This is a genomic window from Microbacterium sp. Bi121 (assembly GCF_918698005.1).
GTDB lineage: Bacteria > Actinomycetota > Actinomycetes > Actinomycetales > Microbacteriaceae > Microbacterium.
The window spans coordinates 101,034-123,557 of the sequence record NZ_CAKKLJ010000005.1; the positions used below are offsets into that span (position 1 = coordinate 101,034).

The 22,524-nt window shown below is 68.5% G+C and carries 21 protein-coding genes and 1 tRNA gene; 19 read left to right on the top strand and 3 right to left on the bottom strand.

Annotated elements, in window-relative coordinates; all coding sequences use genetic code 11:
- Nucleotides 1-50 precede the first annotated feature (50 nt).
- The 19 genes from rpoZ (at nt 51) to pyk (ending at nt 21,182) form a co-directional block, all read left to right on the top strand.
- The gene (rpoZ, locus tag LQZ87_RS09440) at nt 51-308 is read left to right on the top strand and encodes a DNA-directed RNA polymerase subunit omega (protein ID WP_033107065.1); all 258 of its coding nucleotides are present in this window, start codon (nt 51-53) and stop codon (nt 306-308) included.
- A 14-nt stretch (nt 309-322) separates the two neighbouring features.
- Nucleotides 323-1,519: a methionine adenosyltransferase gene (gene metK / locus LQZ87_RS09445; protein ID WP_230103219.1), complete on the top strand. Its 1,197-nt coding sequence runs from the start codon at nt 323-325 to the stop codon at nt 1,517-1,519.
- 22 nt (nt 1,520-1,541) lie between these two features.
- Nucleotides 1,542-3,482: a primosomal protein N' gene (locus LQZ87_RS09450; protein WP_230103220.1), complete on the top strand. Its 1,941-nt coding sequence runs from the start codon at nt 1,542-1,544 to the stop codon at nt 3,480-3,482.
- 35 nt (nt 3,483-3,517) lie between these two features.
- Nucleotides 3,518-4,438: a methionyl-tRNA formyltransferase gene (locus LQZ87_RS09455; RefSeq protein WP_230103221.1), complete on the top strand. Its 921-nt coding sequence runs from the start codon at nt 3,518-3,520 to the stop codon at nt 4,436-4,438.
- Nucleotides 4,435-5,865, top strand: a complete 1,431-nt coding sequence (locus LQZ87_RS09460; RefSeq protein ID WP_230103222.1) for a transcription antitermination factor NusB — start codon at nt 4,435-4,437, stop codon at nt 5,863-5,865. Before LQZ87_RS09455 ends, LQZ87_RS09460 begins: the two co-directional genes overlap by 4 nt.
- A complete protein-coding gene (gene rpe / locus LQZ87_RS09465) occupies nt 5,862-6,557 on the top strand; it encodes a ribulose-phosphate 3-epimerase (protein ID WP_290368260.1) in 696 nt (231 codons plus the stop codon). The genes LQZ87_RS09460 and rpe overlap by 4 nt, the downstream gene beginning before the upstream one ends.
- On the top strand, nt 6,554-6,817 hold the full coding sequence (locus LQZ87_RS09470) for a phosphoribosyl-ATP diphosphatase (RefSeq protein WP_230103223.1): 264 nt from the start codon (nt 6,554-6,556) through the stop codon (nt 6,815-6,817). Before rpe ends, LQZ87_RS09470 begins: the two co-directional genes overlap by 4 nt.
- Nucleotides 6,818-6,854: 37 nt before the next feature.
- Nucleotides 6,855-7,694: an ATP phosphoribosyltransferase gene (gene hisG, locus LQZ87_RS09475; protein WP_230103224.1), complete on the top strand. Its 840-nt coding sequence runs from the start codon at nt 6,855-6,857 to the stop codon at nt 7,692-7,694.
- Between the two features lie 14 nt (nt 7,695-7,708).
- Complete coding sequence (gene hisF / locus LQZ87_RS09480) at nt 7,709-8,470, top strand: imidazole glycerol phosphate synthase subunit HisF (RefSeq protein ID WP_230103225.1); 762 nt, start codon at nt 7,709-7,711, stop codon at nt 8,468-8,470.
- On the top strand, nt 8,467-8,838 hold the full coding sequence (gene hisI / locus LQZ87_RS09485) for a phosphoribosyl-AMP cyclohydrolase (protein ID WP_230103226.1): 372 nt from the start codon (nt 8,467-8,469) through the stop codon (nt 8,836-8,838). Before hisF ends, hisI begins: the two co-directional genes overlap by 4 nt.
- Nucleotides 8,839-8,849: 11 nt before the next feature.
- Complete coding sequence (locus LQZ87_RS09490) at nt 8,850-9,440, top strand: Trp biosynthesis-associated membrane protein (protein WP_230103227.1); 591 nt, start codon at nt 8,850-8,852, stop codon at nt 9,438-9,440.
- Between the two features lie 46 nt (nt 9,441-9,486).
- Entirely contained in the window at nt 9,487-9,717 is a 231-nt protein-coding gene (locus LQZ87_RS09495; RefSeq protein ID WP_230103228.1) for an HGxxPAAW family protein, read from the top strand.
- A gap of 2 nt (nt 9,718-9,719) precedes the next feature.
- Nucleotides 9,720-10,517, top strand: coding sequence for an indole-3-glycerol phosphate synthase TrpC (gene trpC / locus LQZ87_RS09500; RefSeq protein WP_230103445.1), 798 nt, complete (start codon nt 9,720-9,722; stop codon nt 10,515-10,517).
- Nucleotides 10,514-11,728: a tryptophan synthase subunit beta gene (trpB, locus tag LQZ87_RS09505; RefSeq protein WP_230103229.1), complete on the top strand. Its 1,215-nt coding sequence runs from the start codon at nt 10,514-10,516 to the stop codon at nt 11,726-11,728. Before trpC ends, trpB begins: the two co-directional genes overlap by 4 nt.
- Nucleotides 11,725-12,528, top strand: a complete 804-nt coding sequence (gene trpA, locus LQZ87_RS09510; protein WP_230103230.1) for a tryptophan synthase subunit alpha — start codon at nt 11,725-11,727, stop codon at nt 12,526-12,528. Before trpB ends, trpA begins: the two co-directional genes overlap by 4 nt.
- A 10-nt stretch (nt 12,529-12,538) precedes the next feature.
- Entirely contained in the window at nt 12,539-13,540 is a 1,002-nt protein-coding gene (lgt, locus tag LQZ87_RS09515; RefSeq protein WP_230103231.1) for a prolipoprotein diacylglyceryl transferase, read from the top strand.
- Between the two features lie 112 nt (nt 13,541-13,652).
- Complete coding sequence (gene gltB, locus LQZ87_RS09520) at nt 13,653-18,218, top strand: glutamate synthase large subunit (RefSeq protein WP_230103232.1); 4,566 nt, start codon at nt 13,653-13,655, stop codon at nt 18,216-18,218.
- On the top strand, nt 18,211-19,677 hold the full coding sequence (locus LQZ87_RS09525) for a glutamate synthase subunit beta (RefSeq protein WP_230103233.1): 1,467 nt from the start codon (nt 18,211-18,213) through the stop codon (nt 19,675-19,677). Before gltB ends, LQZ87_RS09525 begins: the two co-directional genes overlap by 8 nt.
- A 56-nt stretch (nt 19,678-19,733) precedes the next feature.
- The gene (pyk, locus tag LQZ87_RS09530) at nt 19,734-21,182 is read left to right on the top strand and encodes a pyruvate kinase (protein ID WP_230103234.1); all 1,449 of its coding nucleotides are present in this window, start codon (nt 19,734-19,736) and stop codon (nt 21,180-21,182) included.
- Between the two features lie 52 nt (nt 21,183-21,234).
- On the opposite strand, the gene LQZ87_RS09535 is transcribed toward pyk, so the two are convergent.
- From LQZ87_RS09535 to LQZ87_RS09540, 3 genes are all read right to left on the bottom strand, one after another.
- On the bottom strand, nt 21,235-21,867 hold the full coding sequence (locus LQZ87_RS09535) for a magnesium and cobalt transport protein CorA (protein WP_253073009.1): 633 nt from the start codon (nt 21,865-21,867) through the stop codon (nt 21,235-21,237).
- On the bottom strand, nt 21,815-22,342 hold the full coding sequence (locus tag LQZ87_RS15210; RefSeq protein WP_253073010.1) for a CorA family divalent cation transporter: 528 nt from the start codon (nt 22,340-22,342) through the stop codon (nt 21,815-21,817). The genes LQZ87_RS09535 and LQZ87_RS15210 overlap by 53 nt, the downstream gene beginning before the upstream one ends.
- 59 nt (nt 22,343-22,401) lie before the next feature.
- Nucleotides 22,402-22,484, bottom strand: a tRNA-Leu gene (locus LQZ87_RS09540).
- Between the last annotated feature and the right edge of the window lie 40 nt (nt 22,485-22,524).

Consider the following 22,524-nt stretch of genomic DNA (forward strand, 5'->3'; position numbering starts at 1 on the left):
CGCCGATTCGACTTCGCGACGAACCCGTCGCCTGATCTGGAGGTCCCACCATGGCCGGACACCACACCAAGGGCATCATCGACCCGCCCATCGACAACCTGCTCGACCGCGTCGAGTCCAAGTACGAATTGGTCATCTACGCGTCCAAGCGCGCGCGCCAGATCAACGACTACTACGCCGACCTCCACGAGGGCAACCTGTTCGACAACGTCGGACCGCTGGTCGACTCGTCCGTCGAGGACAAGCCGCTGACCATCGCGCTGCACGAGATCAACGAGGACAAGCTCCGCCTTCGCCACGCTGAGTGACGGCGGCCTCCTCGATGAGCGCGCTGCGCCTTTTCACGTCTGAATCCGTCACCGAGGGCCATCCGGACAAGATCTGCGACCAGATCTCGGACAGCATCCTCGACGGCCTGATCGCCAAGGATCCGGCATCCCGTGTCGCGGTGGAGACCCTGGTCACCACCGGTCTGGTGCACGTCGCCGGCGAGATCCGCACCGAGGCGTACGTCGACATCCCCACCATCGTCCGCGAGGTCGTCAACGGGATCGGCTACACCTCCAGCGACACCGGATTCGACGGCGACTCGTGCGGCGTGAGCGTCTCAGTGGGGGAGCAGTCCAGCGACATCGCCCACGGCGTCGACCTCGCCCAGGAGCACCGCGACGGCACCTCCAGTGATGCGCTCGACGGCCTCGGCGCCGGCGACCAGGGCATCATGTTCGGGTTCGCGACCGTCGAGACTCCCGAGCTCATGCCGATGGCAGGGCACACGGCTCATCGCATCGCGGAGCGCCTCACCGAGGTGCGCCGCTCCGGAGAGCTCGACTTCCTGCGTCCGGACGGCAAGACGCAGGTCACGCTCGGCTACGAGGGCTTCACGCCGAAGACGATCGATGCGGTCGTGCTCTCGACGCAGCATCACCCCGACGTCTCGCAGGATGAGCTCAAGGATCAGGTGCGCCGTCTGGTCATCGATCCGGTTCTCGAGGGTACCGGGCTCGAGATGCCGTCGAGCGACCGCTACTTCATCAACCCCGCCGGGCCGTTCGTCACCGGCGGCCCGAAGGGGGATGCCGGACTCACCGGCCGCAAGATCATCATCGACACCTACGGCGGCGCTGCCCGTCACGGCGGCGGCGCGTTCAGCGGCAAGGATCCGTCCAAGGTCGACCGCTCGGGCGCGTACGCCATGCGCTGGGTCGCGAAGAACGCCGTCGCCGCCGGTCTCGCAGATCGGCTCGAGGTGCAGGTCGCGTACGCGATCGGCGTCGCCCGCCCCGTCGGCCTCTACGTCGAGACGTTCGGCACCGGCAAGGTGTCCGACGAGGTGATCACGAACGCTATCCGCGAGGTCTTCGACCTGCGGCCGCAGGCGATCATCGAGCAGCTCGATCTGCTGCGTCCGATCTACCGCCGAACGGCGGCATACGGCCACTTCGGGCGCGAGCTGCCGGAGTTCACGTGGGAGCGGACCGACCGAGCCGACGAGCTGCGCCGCGCCGCAGGGCTGTGATGCGCAGGCGCGGAGCCCGGCGTTGAGCCGGCGCATCGCGCGCGTGCTGCTGGACTCGCCACTGCCGCAGCTCGACCGCCTGTTCGACTACGTCCTCCTCGAGGAGTTCGGCGACGTTCCGGTCGGCGCCCGCGTGCGGGTGCCGCTGCGCACGGCCGGGCGGCTGGTCGACGCCTTTGTCGTAGAGGTGGCGGAGGAGGACGATTCCGAGCGCGCCCTGTCGACCGTCGACAGCGTGACCTCCCTCGTGCCCGTTCTGCCGGAGCGGCTCTACCGCCTCGCGCGCCGCGTGGCCGATCGTGCGGCGGGGTCGGCGTCCGACATCCTTCGACTCGCGATTCCGAAACGTCAGGTCCGCGTCGAGAAGGCATGGAAAGCGGACGCCGCGGCCGTCGCGCCGTCCGACGAGGCGATCGCGAGGGCGGAGGCCGTCCTCGGCGAGTACTCCGGACTCGCCGGTCTGCTCGACGAACGCGGGCGAGGCGCTGTCGAGGCCGTCCCAGGGGTCCGTGATGGGATGCTGCCGTGGACGCAGCTGCTGGCGGCCTCGGCGACGCGGATGCTCGCATCCGGCTCCTCCGTCATCATCGCGCTGCCCGATCACCGCGACCTCGATCGGCTGCTCACGACGCTCGAGACGTTCGTGCCGGCCGAGGCGATCGTGCGCCACGACGCCCGGCAGACCAATCCAGAGCGCTACCGGGGGTTCCTGCGGACCATCGAAGACGCGCCGTGCGTGGTCGTCGGCAACCGCTCGTCCGTGTACGCCCCGGTGGAGGCCGGTCTCATCGCCATCTGGGACGACGGAGACCCGCTGTACAGCGAACCGCTGGCGCCGTACGTGCACACCAGAGACGCGATGCTCGTCCGTCAGGAGCAGGAGGGGTCTGCGCTGCTGTTCGCCGGTCACACGCGCACGAGTGATGTCGAGCGTCTCGTGCAGCGCGGGTGGCTGACCGAAGTTCGTGCGGAGCGCCGCGTCACACCCCGTGTCGTGCTGAGCAGTCCGCAGGAGATGGAGCAGCCGGCGCAGCGCGTGCATTCCACCGCCTACGCCGCCGCACGGAAGGCCAGCGAGGAAGGCCCCGTACTCGTGCAGGTCGCGCGCCCCGGGTTCTCGCCGACGCTGGTGTGCGCCGACTGCCGTGCCCCCGCTCGTTGCGCCCACTGCGGCGGTCCGCTCGGAGCTTCGCACCGCGGTGCTGTGCCGGTCTGCGGCTGGTGCGGCCGTTCGGCCCGCGCCTGGCACTGCCCGTCCTGCTCCTCGACCCAGCTCCGCCTTGCGTCCTCCGGGAGCGAGCGAACGGCCGACGAACTCGGTCGCGCCTTCCCCGGCGTGCGCGTGATCGTCGCAGACAGCGCGCACCCCGTCGAGTCGGTGCCTGCGAGACCGGCTCTGGTGGTCGCCACCAGGGGAGCCGAGCCGCTCGCCGATGGCGGGTACCGCGCCGTGCTGCTTCTCGACGGTCCACGGATGCTGCAGGCTCCTGACCTCCGCATCGCGGAGTCGTGCCTGCGCTGGTGGTCGAATGCCGCAGCCCTCGCAGCTCCTGGGGCGCCGATCCACCTGGTCGGGGTCGACGGTCCGGTCGGCCGAGCACTCGCGACGTGGACGCAGGCCGCGTACGCACGAAGCGAGCTCGAGAGCCGGGAACCACTGCATCTGCCGCCCGCGACGCGTGTCGCGCTCGTCGAGGGGCTGCCGCCGTCGGTGTCCCGAGCACTCGCTGCGCTTCGCGAGCTGCCCCTGCCGGCGGACGCCGTCCTCGGACCGGTGCCGATCGAGACCGACGACGGCCGGGTGCGCGCTCTCGTCCGCTTCGAGTACGCCGCCGGCCCCGCCGTCACCACCAGGCTCAGAGCATCCGTCGTCGCCGAAGCGACAGGGCGTCGTCGTGGACGGGGCCAGAGCAATCGGATCCCGCTCTCGGTGCGTCTGGATATGCTCGATCCTGAGCTTTGACAGTTTCCGAGCTTCCATCCATCCGGAGCACCTTCATGCGTCTTGTCTTCGCCGGCACCCCGGCAGCCGCGATTCCCACCCTTCGCACCCTTGCGATGATCCACGAGATCGCAGCCGTCGTCACCCGGCCCGATGCGCCGCTCGGCAGAAAGCGCGTGCTCACCCCGTCGCCGGTCGCGCAGGTCGCAGAGGAACTCGGAATCCCGGTCATCAAAGCGGCCAAGCTCGATGACGATGCCACCGGCCGCATCGCAGCCCTCCGCGCTGAGCTCGGAGTGATCGTCGCGTACGGCGGACTCGTGCGCGAGCCGCTGCTGTCGACCCCGCAGCACGGATGGATCAATCTGCACTTCTCGCTGCTGCCGCAGTGGCGCGGGGCTGCGCCTGTCCAGCGAGCGCTCATCGCCGGGGATGCCGTGCTCGGCGCGAGCGTCTTCCAGCTCGTCCCCGCGCTGGACGCCGGAGACGTCTTCGCAGCGCGAAGCGTCGCGGTGCCGCCGGACGCCACGGCAGACATCGCCCTCGAGATCCTCACGGAGGACGGGGCGCAGCTCACCGCAGACGTCGTCGCCGGCATCGCCGACGGCACCGCCGCGTCGCGGCCGCAGGAGGGCGAGCCGACCACCGCCCCGAAGCTGACCGTCGAGGACGGCGCACTGGATTGGACGCAGCCGCTCGACGCCGTCTTCGCACGATTCCGCGGTGTGACACCGGAGCCGGGTGCGCACACGGTCGTCGGAGACCTGAGGGTGAAGATCCTGGCAGCCGCACCGTCTCAGGATGCGGAGCCGCTCGATCCGGGCGCCGTCGCGGTGACCAAGGACGCACTGCTGATCGGCACGGCCACGCAGCCCCTGGCGGTGACGCGCGTGCAACCGGCTGGCAGGCCGGCGATGGACGCGACCGCCTGGTGGCGCGGCTTCCGCGGAGACGAGACCGTGCGAGCGGGCGCATGAGCGGGCCGTCGCAGCGCCGCCCAGCACGCCGCCCCACCGGCAGTGCGCCGCAGACCCGGCGCGTGCAGCCGGCCCGTCGAGTGGCCTATGACGTGCTGAGAGCAGTGAGCGAGTCGGATGCCTACGCGAACCTGCTGCTGCCGTCCGCGATCAGCGACGCCCGGCTGACGCCGCAGGACGCGGCTCTCGCAACCGAGCTGACCTATGGCACGCTGCGCCGACGAGGCACCTACGACGCGGTCATCGAGGCGGCGGCCGGCCGTTCGACAGCGGACATCGACCCCGCAGTGCTCGATGCCCTGCGGCTCGCGGCGCATCAGCTGCTCGCCACACGCGTGGCCTCGCACGCCGCGGTCAACGAGTCCGTGAACCTCGTCACCGCCGAGGTCGGCAGAGGTCCGGCCGGCTTCGCTAACGCGGTGCTGCGGCGGATCTCGCGCGATACGCCCGGTCAGTGGCAGGAGCGCATCGAGCAGGGCGCGCGGTCCGACGATGAGCGACTGGGTCTGCGCACGGCGCACCCGGTCTGGATCATCCGCGCGCTCCGCAGAGCTCTGGCGGCCGACGGCCGGGTCTCGGAGCTCGAAGAGCTGCTCGACGCCGACAACGTCTCACCGGAGGTCACGCTGGTGGCGCTGCCCGGGCTCGCCGAACCAGGAGAACCGCGCCGGCCATACGCACCGACGGCCTTCGGATCCCCCGGAGGCGATCCGCTCGCGCTGATCAGTGCCTCCGGCGGGACAATCCGGGTCCAGGACGAGGGGTCGCAGCTCGTCGCACTGGCGCTGGCCGGCGCGAAGCCGATCACGGCGGGGGAGAAGTGGCTCGACCTGTGCGCCGGCCCAGGGGGCAAGACCGCGCTGCTCGCGTCGATCGCACGCGAGAACGAGGTCGTCCTCGAGGCGAACGAGGTCGTCCCGACACGCGCCAGGCTCGTCCGCAATGCGCTGAAGGCTGTGCCCGGCGAGGTGATCGTCCACGAGCAGGACGGCAGGCACCTCACCCAGGAGAACCGGGGCGTGTTCGACAGGATCCTCGTCGACGCCCCGTGCACCGGCCTCGGCGCGCTGCGCCGCCGCCCTGAGGCGCGCTGGCGCAAGTCGCCTTCCGACGTCGCCGAGCTCGCCGAGCTCCAGACCGAACTGCTCGCCGGTGCTCTGGACGCGCTGGCACCGGGCGGCGTCGTCGCCTACGTGACCTGCTCGCCGCACCTCGCTGAGACCTCGGGTATCGTCGCAGAGGTCCTGAGGACCCGTGACGACGTGACCCGGCTGGATGCCGCGGCCGTCATCAGCGACGTCGCCATGAGTCCGATCGACCTCGCCGGCGACGGCAGCGGTCACGTTCAACTGTGGCCGCATCGTCACGGCACAGACGCCATGTTCCTCGCGCTGCTCCAGCGCGATTCGAAGGGAGAAGACCGGTGAGCCTTCCGTCCTCGTTGCGTTCTGAAGCACCGCGCATCAACCCCAGCATCCTCTCGGCCGACTTCGTGAACATGCAGCGCGATCTCGCCCGCATCGAGACGGCCGACTTCGTGCACGTCGACGTGATGGACAACCACTTCGTCCCGAATCTGACGTTCGGACTGCAGATGGTCGAGCGCGTCCAGGCGACCAGCCCCATCCCGCTCGATGTGCACCTGATGATCACGGACCCCGATCGCTGGGCTCCTGGCTACGCCGAGCTGGGAGCGGCCAGCGTCACGTTCCACCTCGAGGCGGCATCCGACCCCGTCGCCCTCGCCAGGCGGCTCCGCGACATGGGCGCACGTGCCGGGGTCGCGATCAAGCCGGGTACCGCCGGCGACGCGCTCTACGACATCCTCGACGAGTTCGATCAGATCCTCGTCATGACGGTCGAGCCGGGATTCGGCGGACAGAGCTTCATGCCCGAGACGATGCCGAAGCTGCGTGCGCTCGTGGATGAGGCCAGGCGCCGCGGCTCGAACACCTGGTTCCAGGTCGACGGCGGCATTTCGGATTCGACGATCGAACAGGCTGCGGCGGCCGGCGCCGACACCTTCGTCGCAGGATCCGCGGTCTACGGCGCCGACAGCATCGAGGCGGCCGTCACGGGACTTCGGGACCGCGCGCGAGCCGCTAGCCTGGAAACGTGAAGACTTTCGACGAGCTGTTCGCCGAGCTCAGCGCCAAAGCCGAGAACCGTCCAGAGGGTTCTCGCACCGTCGCAGAGCTCGACGCCGGCGTGCACACCATCGGCAAGAAGATCGTCGAGGAGGCCGCCGAGGTGTGGATGGCCGCCGAGTACGAGTCGGATGCCGAGGCCGCCGAGGAGATCTCCCAGCTGCTCTATCACCTGCAGGTCATGATGATCGCGAAGGGGCTGACCCCCGAGGACGTGTACCGACATCTCTGATGCGCTCCGTCTCGTACCTCTGATCTGAAAGTTCCCCATGCTGCGCATCGCTGTTCCCAACAAGGGCTCGCTCGCCGAGACCGCCGCCGAGATGCTCGCCGAAGCCGGATACACCGGCCGTCGCGACTCCAAGACCCTGCACGTCGTGGATGCCGCGAACGACGTCGAATTCTTCTTCCTCCGTCCGCGCGACATCGCCACCTACGTGGCATCCGGAGCACTCGACGTCGGCATCACCGGCCGCGACCTGCTGCGCGACGTGCCGCAGCAGGCCCGCGAGATCGAAGCGCTCGGCTTCGCGCACTCGACGTTCCGCTTCGCCGCCCCACCAGGACGGTTCCAGACCCTCGAAGACCTGGCGGGGGTCCGGATCGCCTCGGCCTACCCTGGACTCGTCGACGCGTTCCTCCGCGACCACGGTGTCGAGGCGACCCTCGTGCCGCTCGACGGCGCGGTGGAGTCCGCCGTTCAGCTCGGCGTCGCCGACGCGATCGCCGACGTCGTCGAGACCGGAACCACGCTCCGCCAGGCGGGACTCGAGATCTTCGGACCCGTGATCATCGAATCCGAGGCCGTCCTCATCAGCCGAACCGGCGACGTCGACGGGACCGAGCGGCTGCTGCGTCGCCTCCGCGGAGTGATCGTCGCCCGGCGCTTCGTGCTGCTCGACTTCGATCTCCCCGCCAGCCTCGTGGAGAAGGCCGCCGCGATCGCCCCCGGCCGCGAATCGCCGACCATCTCACCGCTGCAGGATCCGGATTGGGTCGCCGTGCGCGTGATGCTGCCGCGCAAGGGCATCAACCAGGTGATGGACGATCTGTACTCGATCGGCGCACGCGCATTGCTGGTCACCGCCATCCACGCTGCGAGATTGTGATCACGGAGACCCAGATGACTCTGACCAGCCGTGTCATCCCGTGCCTCGACGTCGCCGCAGGACGCGTCGTCAAGGGCGTCAACTTCGAGAACCTGCGCGACATGGGCGACCCGGTCGAACTGGCTGCGCACTACGCGGCGCAGGGAGCCGATGAGATCACGTTCCTCGACGTCACGGCGACCGTCGACGACCGGTCCACGACGTACGACGTCGTGCAGCGCACGGCCGAGAACGTGTTCGTGCCGCTCACCGTCGGCGGGGGAGTCCGCTCCGTCGAGGACGTCGCCCGGTTGCAGGGAGTCGGAGCGGACAAGGTCGGCGTGAACTCCGCCGCGATCGCACGCCCTGACCTCATCGGCGAGATCGCCGACCGATTCGGTGCTCAGGTGCTCGTGCTCTCCCTCGATGTGAAGCGCGCTGGGGCCACGGCGTCCGGGTTCGTCGTCACGACCCACGGCGGGCGCACCGAGACGACGCTCGACGCCCTCGAGTGGGCGCGCGAGGCGATCGAGCGCGGTGCGGGGGAGCTGCTCGTGAACTCCATCGACGCCGACGGCACGCGCGACGGCTTCGACCTCGAGCTCGTCGGCCTCATGCGCGAGGTGTCCTCGGTCCCCGTCATCGCCTCCGGCGGCGCCGGTGCCGTGACCGACTTCGCACCGGCTGTCAATGCGGGGGCGGACGCCGTGCTCGCCGCGAGCGTCTTCCACTCCGGTGCCCTGACTGTCGGCGACGTCAAGGAAGCCATGCGCGCAGAAGGGATCGTCGTGCGATGAGCGAGACTTCGAAGAGTGATCTCGAGGCACGGATCGCCCAGGTCGCGTGGAACGCCGACGGCCTGGCGCCCGCGATCGTGCAGCAGTGGGACTCGCGCGAAGTGCTCATGCTCGCCTGGCTCGATGCCGAGGCGCTGCGACGCACTCTCACCACAGGTCGCGTGACGTACTGGTCGCGCTCGCGTCAGGAGTACTGGCGCAAGGGCGACACGTCGGGCAACATCCAGCGCATCCGCGAGGCCAGGCTGGACTGCGACGGCGACGCGATCCTGCTGCTCGTCGATCAGACGGGTCCCGCCTGCCACACCGGCACCCGGACGTGCTTCGACGCGGCCGACCTCGAGGCCGTCGACGGCGTGACCGGATGAGTCGGCCCAGAATGAGCATCGCCCAGCGCGGCCGCAGCATCGCCGTCATCGGTTTCCTCCTGGCCGGAGCCATCGGCATCATCTCCTCGACCCAGACGTGGCTCACGGTGACGCGCGCCGACTCCGGCGAGCCGATCCTCGTGGCGGGCGCCGATGCCCTTGCGCTCCTCGCCCCGCTCAGTCTCGCCGTCCTCGCCGTCGGGGCGGCTCTCGCGATCGTCGGCGTGGTGCTTCGATACGCCCTGGCCGCGCTCGCTCTGCTCGCCGGCGGACTGCTCACGTGGTGGACAGCCGACATCCTCTTCTCGACACCGCTGCCAGCCGTCGCACCGACGGTCACGCAGGCCACCGGGCTCGCAGGCAGCAGCACGCTGATGGACATGATCGCATCGATCGAGCCGTCCGCCTGGCCGGTGCTCGCCCTCATCGGCTGGGTCGTGCTGATCATGTCGGCGCTCTTCGCGCTCATCACAGCGCACCGCTGGAAGCGCGGTGGACGCCGCTATCGCACGGATGCCGCGGCGCACGGTGATCACGACGGGCCTGTCGACGCGATCGATTCCTGGGACGACCTGTCGCGTGGCACGGACCCCACACGGTGACCCCGATAGACTGGCTGAGAAACCCACGACCGCCTCGGAGGAGAACATGACCAACCCGATCGCCGACCCCGGCCACGGACACTCGCCTGCGGCCTGGACTGCCGTGATCGTCATGCTGTTCGGCTTCTTCGCCGGCACGATCGCCTTCTGCTTCGAGCAGCCCGTCTTCGTGTGGGTCTCGGTCGGAATCATCGTGATCGGGCTGCTGCTGGGTTGGATCCTCGCCAAGGCCGGTTACGGCGTCAACGGACCCAAGTACGCGCCGAAGGGCCACTGATGGTGCTCGCCGACCTCACGGCCGGCGCAGTCGAGGACGCGGAACGTCGTGCACTCGCCCGGCCCCTGTCCGAGGTCGAGAAGGCGGCTGCGGCACGCCCGGCAGCACTCGACGTCTCCGCCGCTCTCGCGCCGGCATCCCGTGTCAAGATCATCGCCGAGGTGAAGCGCGCGAGCCCGTCCCGCGGAGAGCTCGCCGAGATCCCCGATCCTGCGCGCCAGGCTGCGCTCTACGAGACGGGCGGAGCATCGGCGATCAGCGTCCTCACCGAGGAGCGCCGGTTCGGCGGATCGCTCGCAGACCTCGAGGCCGTGACGGAGCGCGTCGCGCTTCCCGTGCTCCGCAAGGACTTCATCGCCACCCCGTATCAGGTGCTCGAAGCCCGCGCCGCCGGCGCCGATCTGGCGCTGCTCATCGTCGCAGGGCTCGAGCCGAAGGTGCTCAGCGAACTGCACGGGCTGATCCTCGAGCTCGGCATGACGCCGCTCGTCGAGACCCACACCGCCGCCGAGCTCGACGTCGCGATCGACCTCGGCGCGACGCTGATCGGTGTGAACGCCAGGAACCTCTCGACCTTCGACCTCGACCGCGATCTGTTCGGCCGTCTCGTCGATCGCATCCCCTCAGGCGTCATCAAGGTCGCCGAGTCGGCCGTGCTCGTCCCCGAGGACGTCGCGCACTACCGCGAGGCCGGGGCCGACGTCGTACTGATCGGCGAGGCTCTCGTCACCGGCGACCCCGTCGCCACTCTGCAGAGCTTCCTCGCCGCGGGAGACTTCGAAGGGAGTCGTGCGCTGTGAGCCTGCGCGACCAACCAGGTCCGTTCTTCGGAGAGTTCGGCGGGCGGTACATGCCGGAATCCCTGATCGCGGCGATCGACGAACTCACCGTCGCCTACGAGCAGGCGATCGCCGACCCCGATTTCCGCGCAGAGCTGGCAGGACTCCTCGGCTCGTACGCCGGCCGGCCGTCCGCCCTCACCGAGGTGCACAGGTTCGCCGAGCACGCCGGGGGAGCGCGCGTGTTCCTCAAGCGCGAGGACCTCAATCACACCGGCAGCCACAAGATCAACAACGTCCTCGGGCAGGCTCTTCTGACCAAGCGGCTCGGTAAGAGCAGAGTGATCGCGGAGACCGGCGCGGGACAGCACGGCGTCGCCACCGCGACCGCAGCGGCGCTGTTCGGCCTCGAGTGCACGATCTACATGGGTGAGGTCGACACCGAGCGGCAAGCGCTCAACGTCGCCCGCATGCGTCTGCTCGGCGCGGAGGTCGTGCCGGTGACCACGGGTTCCCGCACGCTGAAGGACGCCATCAACGACGCGTACCGCGACTGGGTCGCGACCGTGGAGTCGACCAACTACATCTTCGGCACCGCTGCCGGTCCTCATCCGTTCCCTGCCATGGTGCGCGACTTCCAGAAGATCATCGGCGAAGAAGCGCGCCAGCAGCTTCTCGACGAGATCGGCCGACTGCCTGACGCCGTCGTGGCGTGCGTCGGCGGCGGCTCGAATGCGATCGGCATGTTCGATGCGTTCCTCGACGACGATGCCGTGAAGCTGTACGGCGTGGAGGCGGCCGGCGACGGCGTCGACACCGAGAAGCACGCGGCATCCATCGAGCGAGGACGTCCAGGCGTGCTGCACGGCTCGAAGACCTACGTCCTGCAGGACGAGGACGGCCAGACGATCGAGTCGCACTCGATCTCCGCCGGACTCGACTACCCCGGCGTCGGACCCGAGCACTCCTGGCTCGCCGACATCGGTCGCGCCGAATACATCCCGGCCACCGATGACGAGGCGATGCAGGCTCTGCGGCTGCTGAGCCGCACCGAGGGCATCATCCCGGCCATCGAGTCGGCGCACGCGCTGGCCGGCGCGTTGCGCCTGGGTCGGGAGATGGGTCCGGATGCCGTGATCGCCGTCTGCCTGTCCGGCCGCGGAGACAAGGACATGGACACCGCTGCGAAGTACTTCGACCTGTACGACGAGGGCGTGGAGGAGGCACGATGAGTCGCGTCGCCGCCGCGATCCAGAACGCGAAGGATGCCGGACGCGGAGCATTCATCGGATACCTGCCCGTCGGGTTCCCCGATCTGGAGACGAGTATCCAGGCCGCGATCACCCTTGCCGAGAACGGTGTGGACGTCATCGAACTCGGGCCGCCCTACAGCGACCCGGTGATGGACGGGGTCGTCATCCAGCAGGCCACGCAGGCCGCGCTCGCGGGTGGATTCAAGATGCGCGACCTCTTCACTGCGGTGAAGGCGATCACCGCGGCCACGGACGTTCCTGTCGTCGTCATGACGTACTGGAACCCCGTCATGCAGTACGGGGTCGATCGCTACGCGGATGACCTGCTCGCAGCGGGCGGCGCCGGCCTCATCACGCCCGACATCACCCCTGAGGCGGCCGAGGACTGGATCGCCGCCAGCGAGAGGACCGGCCTCGACCGCATTTTCCTCGCTGCTCCGACTTCCACGGACCAGCGACTCGATCTCGTGGTCAAGTCCTCGACCGGCTTCGTCTACACCGTCTCCACGATGGGCATCACCGGCGAGCGTGCCTCCCTCGACCAGGCTGCGCGCAGCCTCGTCGCGCGGCTTCGCGAGCACGGGGCCGAGAACGCCTGCGTCGGCATCGGCATCTCCACCGCCGATCAGATCGCAGGCGTGGTGGACTACGCCGACGGCGCGATCGTCGGCACCGCCCTGGTCAGAGCTCTCGGCGACGGGGGCCTCGACGCCCTGGCCGAGGTCACAAGGAACCTCGCTGCAGGCACGCCGTCCGCAGTCCGCTCACACGAGAACTAGAATCGCACTCATGTCCCTCGCGCTCCACACTGCACTCAGCGGCGTGCTCACCAGCATCCCGAGCCCAGACGTCAGCTACATCGACCTCGGCCCGCTGCGGATCCACTTCTACGCCCTGTGCATTATCGCCGGCATCATCGTCGCCACGCTCATGACCAATCACCGCCTCACCAAGCGCGGTGCGGAGCCGTGGGTCGTCATCGACATCGCGATCCTCGCGGTGCCGCTCGCGATCATCGGTGCGCGCATCTTCCACGTACTCACCCACCCGAACTTCTACTTCGGCGAGGGCAAGAACACCTGGAACCCGTTCGAGCCTGGCTCGGTCTGGGCGATCTGGGAGGGCGGCATCGCGATCTTCGGCGCGCTTCTCGGCGGCGCGGTCGGCGCGTACCTGGGCTGCAGGTGGACAGGCATCCGGTTCTGGACGTTCGCGGATGCCCTCGCCCCCGGCATTCTGCTCGCACAGGCCATGGGCCGCTTCGGCAACTGGTTCAACCACGAACTGTTCGGTCTGCCTACGGACCTGCCCTGGGGCCTGGAGATCGAGTCGGACAACGCCGCGTTCCCCCCGGGTCTCGCCGAGGGCACCCTGTTCCACCCGACGTTCCTGTACGAGGTCATCTGGAACGTCCTCGGCGTGCTGTTCATCCTGTGGATCGGCGCCCGCCTGAAGCTGCAGTGGGGCAAGCTCTTCGCCGTGTATCTCATCTGGTACAGCGCGGGGCGCATCGTGTGGGAGTCCATCCGCATCGACCCGAGCGAGATCATCCTGGGGCTGCGCAGCAACGTCTGGGCCGCCATCCTCGGCGTCGTGGTCGGGATCGTGATCATCATCGTCCAGACGCGTCGTCACCCCGGTGTCGAGCCCAGCCCGTACATGCCGGGCCGCGGCCGGAAGGATGCCCACGCTGATGTACAATCGCAGAACGATCTCGATGACTTCGTCGACGTGAGCGAGCCTCCCGCTGAAGTCACCGTCGGAGCCACCGCCACAAGCACTGCTCCCTAGAGCGAGGGCAGCTCCCGACAAGCACCTCCTCTTCGAGTGAGGAATCCACTGCACTGAACGAGCGGGCCGACGGCGTCCCCGGTGTCACCTGATTACCTGAGGGCGGTAATAGATGTACTTCCAGCCTCCTTACGGTGCCTCCGGCGCCTACCCCCCGAAGCAGGGTCTGTACAACCCGGCATTCGAGAAGGATGCCTGCGGCCTGGCCATGGTCGCCACCCTGCGTGGAACCGCAGGACACGACATCATCGCGCTGGCGCTCGAGGCGCTGCGCAACCTGGAGCACCGCGGTGCGATCGGCTCCGATGCCGGCACCGGAGACGGTGCGGGCATTCTCACCCAGATGCCGGACGCATTCCTTCGTGAGGTCACCGCCTTCGAACTGCCCGATGCCGGCGAGTACGCCGCCGGGCTCGCCTTCCTTCCGCTGCAGGCCTCTGAGCGCCGCAGCCAGAAGGCCGGCGTCGAGAGGATCGCGCGCGAAGAGGGCCTGGAGGTCCTCGGATGGCGCGTCGTCCCCACCGCGAACGAGAATCTCGGCAAGCTCGCCGATGAGGCCCGCCCCGCATTCGAGCAGCTCTTCGTCGCATCCCGCGCTGGGGAGCGCCTCTCCGGCATCGCGCTCGACCGCGTCGCCTACCGTCTGCGCAAGCGCGCCGGCCACGAGGTCGGCGCCTACTTCGTCTCGCTGTCCAGCCGCACGCTCGGCTACAAGGGCATGGTCACCACGCTCCAGCTCGAGCCGTTCTACCCCGACCTGCAGGACGAGCGATTCGCCTCCGAGCTCGCCGTCGTGCACTCGCGGTACTCGACCAACACGTTCCCGTCGTGGCCGCTCGCGCAGCCGCTGCGGATGCTCGCGCACAACGGCGAGATCAACACCGTCGGCGGCAACCGCAACTGGATGCGGGCACGTCAGTCGCAGCTCGAATCGGAGCTGCTCGGCGACATCCGTCCGCTTCTCCCGATCTGCACCCCCGGTGCGAGCGATTCGGCCTCGTTCGACGAGGTGCTCGAACTGCTTACCCTGACCGGACGCAGCCTGCCGCACGCGATCATGATGATGGTCCCCGAGGCATACGAGAAGCAGACCGACATCGACCCGGAGCTGCGCGCGTTCTACGAGTACCACTCCAATCAGATGGAGCCGTGGGACGGCCCTGCGGCGCTCATCTTCACAGACGGCACGCTCGTCGGTGCGACCCTCGACCGCAACGGGCTTCGCCCTGGACGGTGGACGGAGACCACGGACGGCCTCGTCGTCATCGGCTCGGAGACGGGTGTGCTGGAGTTCGAGCCGGAGCGCATCAAGCGCCGCGGTCGCCTTCAGCCGGGCAAGATGTTCCTCGTCGACACGGCGGCTGGTCGCATCGTGGAGGACGAGGAGATCAAGCAGGATCTCGCGCGCCTGCACCCCTGGCAGGAGTGGCTCGACGACGGCGCCGTGCGCCTGGCGGATCTGCCGGAGCGCGAGCACATCGTGCACCCGCCGGCATCCATCACCCGCCGTCAGCGGACCTTCGGGTACACCGAGGAGGAAGTCCGTCTGCTGCTGACCCCGATGGGGCAGACCGGCGTCGAACCGCTCGGCGCCATGGGCTCCGACACGCCGATCGCGGTGCTCAGCGAGCGCCCGCGGCTGCTGTTCGACTACTTCACGCAGCAGTTCGCCCAGGTGACGAACCCGCCCCTGGACTCCATCCGCGAAGAGGTCGTCACGAGCCTGCGTTCATCGCTGGGCCCTGAGCGGAATCTGCTGGCCTGGGGCCCGGACCACACCCGAACCGTCGCCGTCGATTTCCCCGTGATCGACAACGACGAGCTCGCCAAGATCCGCCACATCGACAAGGCGCTGGCCGGCCGTTCGGCTGTGACGATCAGCGGCCTCTACCACTTCGACGCCGGCGCCCACTCGATGCAGGAGCGCCTCGAAGAGATGTGCGCAGAGGTGGATGCCGCGATCGACGGCGGCGCGGAGTTCATCATCCTGTCCGACCGCGACTCGAACAAGGACCTCGTCCCGATCCCGTCGCTGCTCATGGTCTCGGCCATCCACCACCACCTGATCCGCCGCGAGAACCGCATGAAGGTCGGTCTGCTCGTCGAGGCCGGCGACGTCCGCGAGGTGCACCATGTCGCGACGCTCATCGGCTACGGGGCCTCGGCCGTCAACCCGTACCTCGCGATGGAGACCGTGGAGCACCTCGTTCGCACCGGCTTCATCACGGGCGTCACGCCGGAGAAGGCCGTCCGCAATCTGATCTACGCGCTCGGCAAGGGCGTGCTGAAGATCATGTCGAAGATGGGCATCTCGACGGTGTCCTCCTACGCCGGCGCGCAGGTGTTCGAGGCGATCGGCCTCAGCCAGGAGTTCGTCGACGCGTACTTCACCGGTACGGAGACCAAGCTCGGCGGCATAGGCATCGAGGACGTGTTCGCCGAGAACCAGGCACGGCACGACTTCGCCTACCCGGAGGACGCGGCTGCTCGCGCACATGAGCGGCTATGGACCGGCGGCGAGTACCAGTGGCGCCGCGACGGCTCCCCGCACCTGTTCAACCCGGAGACCGTGTTCCGGCTGCAGCACTCCACGCGCAACCGCCGGTACGACATCTTCCGCGAATACACGAAGCTCGTCGACGATCAGGCTGCTGAGCTGAAGACACTGCGCGGGCTGTTCACGCTGCGCACCGGGGCGCGTCCTGCCGTACCGCTCGACGAGGTCGAGCCGGTCAGCTCGATCGTCAAGCGCTTCTCGACCGGCGCGATGAGCTACGGCTCGATCTCGCGCGAGGCCCACGAGACGCTCGCGATCGCGATGAACCGCATCGGCGGCAAGTCGAACACGGGGGAGGGCGGCGAGGACGTCGACCGTCTCCTCGACCCCGAGCGCCGCAGCGCGATCAAGCAGGTGGCCTCAGGCCGGTTCGGCGTCACGAGCCTGTACCTGACCGAATCCGACGACATCCAGATCAAGCTCGCGCAGGGCGCGAAGCCCGGAGAGGGCGGCCAGCTGCCGCCGACCAAGGTGTATCCCTGGGTCGCGCGGACCCGTCATGCGACGGCTGGCGTCGGTCTCATCTCGCCGCCGCCGCATCACGACATCTATTCGATCGAGGATCTCAAGCAGCTCATCTTCGACCTGAAGCGCGCGAACCCGAACGCCCGTATCCACACGAAGCTGGTCAGCCAGTCCGGCATCGGCGCGGTGTCGGCCGGTGTCGCGAAGGCGCTCAGCGACGTCATCCTCGTCTCGGGACACGACGGCGGCACCGGCGCGAGCCCGATGAACTCGCTCAAGCACGCCGGCACCCCGTGGGAACTCGGCCTGGCCGAGACGCAGCAGACGCTCATGCTCAACGGCATGCGCGACCGCGTCGTCGTCCAGGTCGACGGTCAGCTGAAGACCGGTCGCGACGTGATCATCGGTGCGCTGCTTGGAGCGGAGGAGTTCGGTTTCGCTACCGCTCCGCTGGTGGTCAGCGGCTGCATCATGATGCGCGTCTGCCACCTCGACACCTGCCCCGTCGGCGTCGCGACGCAGAACCCGGCCCTGCGGGAACGGTTCACCGGCAAGCCGGAGTTCGTCGTGAACTTCATGGAGTTCATCGCCGAGGAGGTGCGTGAGATCCTTGCCGAGCTCGGATTCCGATCGCTCGACGAGATCATCGGCCGCGCCGACCTCATCGAGGCGAACGCGGCGATCGAGCACTGGAAGGCCGACGGGCTCGACCTGGCGCCGATCCTCGAGGGTCCGGATTTCCCGGCATCCGAGCCTCGCCGCCACGGCCGCGAACAGGATCACGAGCTCGATGAGCACTTCGACGTGCAGCTCATCTCGATGGCGCAGGACGCGCTGAGGGAGCGGGCTCCCGTCATGATCGAGCTTCCGATCCGCAACACCGAGAGAGCCGTCGGTACAATGCTCGGCCACGAGGTCACCTCGCGCTTCGGCGCCGAGGGGCTCGCGCGAGAGACGATCGATGTCATCCTGCACGGCACGGCCGGGCAGTCCCTCGGGGCCTTCCTGCCCGCGGGCATCATGCTCCGCCTGGAGGGCGACGCGAACGACTACGTCGGCAAGGGGCTCTCCGGCGGTGATATCGTCGTGCGCCCGCACCGCGACTCGCACATGGCCCCGCATGAGAACGTCATCGCCGGCAATGTGATCGGCTACGGCGCCACGTCGGGCTCGATGTTCATCTCCGGTGTCGTCGGCGAGCGGTTCCTCGTGCGCAACTCCGGGGCGACGGCCGTCGTGGAGGGAGTGGGCGATCACGCGCTCGAGTACATGACCGGCGGCCTCGCCGTCATCCTCGGATCGACGGGACGCAACTTCGGAGCCGGCATGTCCGGGGGCATCGCCTACGTCCACGCGCTGTCGGCCGACAAGGTCAACCAGCAGTCCCGCGACAGCGGTGAGCTGCGACTGGAGACGCTGGACCGCGCGGATCTCGAGGTGCTGCGGAGCCTGCTGGCCGAGCACGTCGAGCGAACCGACTCGCCGCTCGCCACGGGCATGCTGGCGGACTTCGACACCGTCGCGGCCGAGTTCGTGAAGGTGCTGCCGCGAGACTTCGCGGCCGTTCAGACCATGCGCCAGGAGGCCGAGGCCTCCGGCATCGACCCGGACGGCGACGCCGTCTGGACCCGCATCCTGGAGGTGACCGGTGGCTGATCCCAAGGGCTTTCTGAAGGTGACCGAGCGCGAGCTGCCGGCTCGCCGCCCCGTCCCCGTCCGCATCATGGACTGGAAAGAGGTCTACGAGCCGGGCGACAAGAACGTGCTGCGCCGACAGGCCGGCCGCTGCATGGACTGCGGCGTGCCGTTCTGTCATCAGGGCTGCCCGCTCGGCAACCTGATCCCGGAGTGGAACGACCTGACCTGGCGCGGCGAAGACCGCTCGGCGATCGAGCGCCTCCATGCCACGAACAACTTCCCCGAGTTCACCGGGCGGCTCTGCCCTGCACCGTGCGAGAGCTCGTGCGTGCTGGGGATCAATCAGCCGGCCGTCACGATCAAGCAGGTCGAGGTGTCGATCATCGACGAGGCCTTCTCCCAGGGATGGGTGGAGGCGCAGCCTCCTGAGCGGCTCACCGGCAAGACCGTCGCCGTCGTCGGATCGGGCCCGGCCGGGCTCGCCGCCGCGCAGCAGCTCACTCGGGCGGGGCACACGGTCGCCGTGTTCGAGCGCGACGACCGGATCGGCGGTCTGCTGCGCTACGGAATCCCTGACTTCAAGATGGAGAAGAGCCACCTCGAGGCGCGCCTGCGTCAGATGCAGGAGGAGGGCACCCGCTTCCGCGCCGGCGTCGAGATCGGCAAGGACATCAGCTGGGCAGATCTGCGCGCACGCTACGACGCGGTCGTCCTCGCCACCGGTTCGACAGTCCCGCGCGACCTGCCGATCCCCGGCCGCCACCTGGACGGCGTGCACTTCGCGATGGAGTACCTCGTCGAATCCAACAAGGCCGTCGCGGGGGACTCCGTCCCGAACCAGATCACCGCACAGGGCAAGCACGTCATCGTGATCGGCGGTGGCGACACCGGAGCGGACTGCATCGGCACCGCGCACCGTCACGGCGCACTGAGCGTCACAAACCTCGCGATCGGCAAGCAGCCTGGCCTCGACCGCCCGGAGCACCAGCCGTGGCCCATGATGCCGACCGTCTTCGAGGTGCAGTCCGCGCACGAAGAGGGCGGGGAGCGCCACTACCTGGCATCCACCGTCGAGTTCCTCGCGAACGAGGCCGGTGAAGTGCGTGCGTTGCGCGTCGCCGAGACCGAGTACGTCGACGGCCGCCGCGTCCCCAAGAGCGGCACGGAGCGTGAGATCCCCGCCGACCTGGTCCTCATCGCCATGGGCTTCACGGGTCCGGAGACCGACAGCTTCGCAGCGGATGTCCGTCCCGAGACCGCTGATCGCGGTGCGTTCCTGCGCGATGACTCGTACGAGTCCACCGTCCCCGGCGTGTTCGTCGCCGGGGATGCCGGACGCGGGCAGTCGCTCATCGTGTGGGCGATCGCGGAGGGCAGGGCGGCCGCAGCGGGCGTCGATCGCTATCTGATGGGGACGACGGTGCTGCCGGCGCCGGTCGCCCCGTCCGATGTCGCAATCGGTCTGCAGCCCGCGTAGGCTGGCGACGGCACTGTCGCCATAAAATTCCCCCACCTCTTACCCTGGAGATTCTGTTGAGACGCGCGAAAATCGTCGCCACCCTGGGCCCGGCAACCTCGAGTTACGAGAACGTCCGAGCCATCATCGAAGCGGGGGTCGACGTCGCTCGACTGAACCTCAGCCACGGTGACTACTCCGTCCACGATGCCAACTACGCGAACGTCCGCCGCGCTGCGGACGACGCGGGGCGTGCGGTCGCCGTGCTCGTCGACCTGCAAGGGCCGAAGATCCGGCTGGGCAAGTTCGAGGCCGGCCCGTACGAACTCGCCGAGGGCGACATCTTCAAGATCACCACCGAGGACATCATCGGCAACCGCGAGATCTGCGGCACGACCTTCAAGGGCCTTCCTCAGGACGTGAAGCCCGGTGACTTCCTGCTGATCGACGACGGCAAGGTCCGCGTCGAGGTCGTCGAGACCGATGGCACCGTCGTGACGACCAAGGTGATCGTCGCCGGCGCCGTGTCCAACAACAAGGGCATCAACCTGCCGGGCGTCGCCGTGAACGTGCCCGCACTGAGCGAGAAGGACGAGTCGGATCTGCGCTGGGGCCTTCGCACCGGTGCCGACATCATCGCGCTGTCGTTCGTGCGCAACGCAGCCGACGTCGATCGCGTCCACGAGATCATGGCCGAAGAAGGTGTCAAGGTCCCCGTCATCGCCAAGATCGAGAAGCCGCAGGCCGTCGACGCGCTCGAGGAGATCGTCGACGCCTTCGATGGCATCATGGTCGCTCGCGGCGACCTCGGCGTCGAACTGCCGCTCGAGGCCGTGCCGATCGTGCAGAAGCGCGCCGTCGAGCTGGCCCGTCGAAACGCCAAGCCGGTCATCGTCGCCACGCAGATGCTCGAATCGATGATCTCCAGCCCGGTCCCGACGCGGGCTGAGACCTCGGACGTCGCCAACGCCGTCCTCGACGGTGCAGACGCCGTGATGCTCTCGGGCGAGACGAGCGTGGGCGACTACCCGATCGTCGTCGTCGAGACGATGGCCAGGATCGTCGAGTCAACGGAGGAGCACGGGCTGGAGCGCATCGCGCCCCTCACCAGCAAGCCGCGCACTCAGGGTGGTGCGATCACGCTCGCCGCTCTCGAGGTCGCGGAGTTCGTCGACGCGAAGTTCCTCTGCGTGTTCACGCAGTCCGGCGACTCCGCTCGCCGCCTGTCGCGCCTGCGCTCGCGCATCCCGATGATCGCGTTCACGCCGGAGCCCAGCATCCGCCGGCGCATGGCGCTGACGTGGGGCATCCGCTCGACCCTCGTCGAGATGGTTCAGCACACCGACCTCATGTACCACCAGGTCGACGAGTACCTGCTCGGCAACGGTCTCGCCGCCGAAGGGGACAAGGTCGTCGTGATCTCCGGTTCCCCTCCCGGAATCGTCGGATCCACGAACGACATCCGCGTCCACAAGGTCGGGGATGCCGTGAACGGAGCGGCGCCGATCTACAAGGCCGGCGCGTAAGAGCTGCCCCCTTACCGAAGAAGGACCGTCCCACCGGGGCGGTCCTTCTTCGTCACATCCACTTCTGGCATTTGAAGATCACATAGAGCACGAGCGCGAACACGATCATCGCGCCGACGGCCAGCGGATAGCCGAAGGCCCAGTGGAGCTCGGGCATGTTGTCGAAGTTCATGCCGTAGATCGCGCCGATCAGCGTCGGGGCGAAGAGGATCGCGGCCCAGCCGGAGATCTTCTTCATGTCCTCGTTCTGACGCTGAGCGACCAGCGTGCCGTTGACGGTGAGGATCTGCGAGAGCGAGTCACGGAGTTCTCCGACCCGCGTGTCCGCTCTGCTGAGATGGTCGGCGACGTCCTGCAGGTACGACTGGAGCGCGTCGGGGATGTCGTAGCGGTGGAAGCCCGCACGGAGCGCCGCCAGCACCTCTGTGAGCCCGGACGTCGCCTGCTGGAGGTCGATGACCTCCTGACTGAGTCGGTAGATGCGCTCGGTCACCGACGCGTCGCCGCTGAACACTTGACGCTCGATCTGCTCCCGGTCGATCTCGAGACCGCGGAGGACGGGGGAGTAGCCGTCGACGATCGCGTCGAGGAGTCGATAGACGATCGCCTCGGGCCCGTGCTGCAGCAGTCGCTCATCGTCGAGGAGCGTCCGATCCCCCGCGGTCCGCGGCGCCGGAGGCGTCATCGGCGTCGACGCCGTCGATCCATCGGCCGTCCTGACAGAAGACCGCGACCGCTCGCGGTCGCACGAGGATGTGGAACTCGGCGAAATCGACGTCCTCAGCGGCATCGACGTACCACGCGGAGCGGACGACGAGGAAGAGAGCGTCGTCGTAGCGTTCGAGTTTCGGGCGCTGACCTGCGTGCAGGAGGTCCTCGACGACGAGCGGATGGAGGTTCCAGGTGCTTGCGAGCTCGGCGATGTCCTCCGGCGACGGCTTGGGATAGAGCAGCAGCGCCGTCCGCCCCTCGCCCGCGTCCGTGAAAGTCATGGTGTCCGCGACGCTCGTGTCGCGCGGCGCCAGCACCAGATGTCCGTCGTCGACGTATCGCGTGCGGCGCGTGGCGCCGAACGCAGTGTCGGACTCCGTCGCCCAGCGGCGGCGGAAGACCCCGCCGCGTCTGGCGTGCACCTCGTCGCGTCCAAGCGGCTGCACCATGGCGGTTCCCTTCCCTATGCGGAAGGGCCGCCCGTTTGCCGGACGGCCCTTCCGCGATGTGCCGGCGGTGGGACTCGAACCCACACGTCCTTTCGGACAAAGCATTTTGAGTGCTCCGCGTCTACCATTCCGCCACGCCGGCGCGGTGGTCGCGCCTTCGACTTTAGCGCAGCGCACCGTGC

Excerpts from the sequence above, each read along its gene's own strand:
- rpoZ (WP_033107065.1), top strand. The coding sequence starts at position 51 with ATGGCCGGACACCACACCAAGGGCATCATCGACCCGCCCATCGACAAC.
- metK (WP_230103219.1), top strand. The coding sequence starts at position 323 with ATGAGCGCGCTGCGCCTTTTCACGTCTGAATCCGTCACCGAGGGCCAT.
- LQZ87_RS09455 (WP_230103221.1), top strand. The coding sequence starts at position 3,518 with ATGCGTCTTGTCTTCGCCGGCACCCCGGCAGCCGCGATTCCCACCCTT.
- LQZ87_RS09460 (WP_230103222.1), top strand. The coding sequence starts at position 4,435 with ATGAGCGGGCCGTCGCAGCGCCGCCCAGCACGCCGCCCCACCGGCAGT.
- hisG (WP_230103224.1), top strand. The coding sequence starts at position 6,855 with ATGCTGCGCATCGCTGTTCCCAACAAGGGCTCGCTCGCCGAGACCGCC.
- hisF (WP_230103225.1), top strand. The coding sequence starts at position 7,709 with ATGACTCTGACCAGCCGTGTCATCCCGTGCCTCGACGTCGCCGCAGGA.
- hisI (WP_230103226.1), top strand. The coding sequence starts at position 8,467 with ATGAGCGAGACTTCGAAGAGTGATCTCGAGGCACGGATCGCCCAGGTC.
- LQZ87_RS09490 (WP_230103227.1), top strand. The coding sequence starts at position 8,850 with ATGAGCATCGCCCAGCGCGGCCGCAGCATCGCCGTCATCGGTTTCCTC.
- LQZ87_RS09495 (WP_230103228.1), top strand. The coding sequence starts at position 9,487 with ATGACCAACCCGATCGCCGACCCCGGCCACGGACACTCGCCTGCGGCC.
- trpA (WP_230103230.1), top strand. The coding sequence starts at position 11,725 with ATGAGTCGCGTCGCCGCCGCGATCCAGAACGCGAAGGATGCCGGACGC.
- lgt (WP_230103231.1), top strand. The coding sequence starts at position 12,539 with ATGTCCCTCGCGCTCCACACTGCACTCAGCGGCGTGCTCACCAGCATC.
- gltB (WP_230103232.1), top strand. The coding sequence starts at position 13,653 with ATGTACTTCCAGCCTCCTTACGGTGCCTCCGGCGCCTACCCCCCGAAG.
- LQZ87_RS09535 (WP_253073009.1), bottom strand. The coding sequence starts at position 21,867 with ATGACGCCTCCGGCGCCGCGGACCGCGGGGGATCGGACGCTCCTCGAC.
- LQZ87_RS15210 (WP_253073010.1), bottom strand. The coding sequence starts at position 22,342 with ATGGTGCAGCCGCTTGGACGCGACGAGGTGCACGCCAGACGCGGCGGG.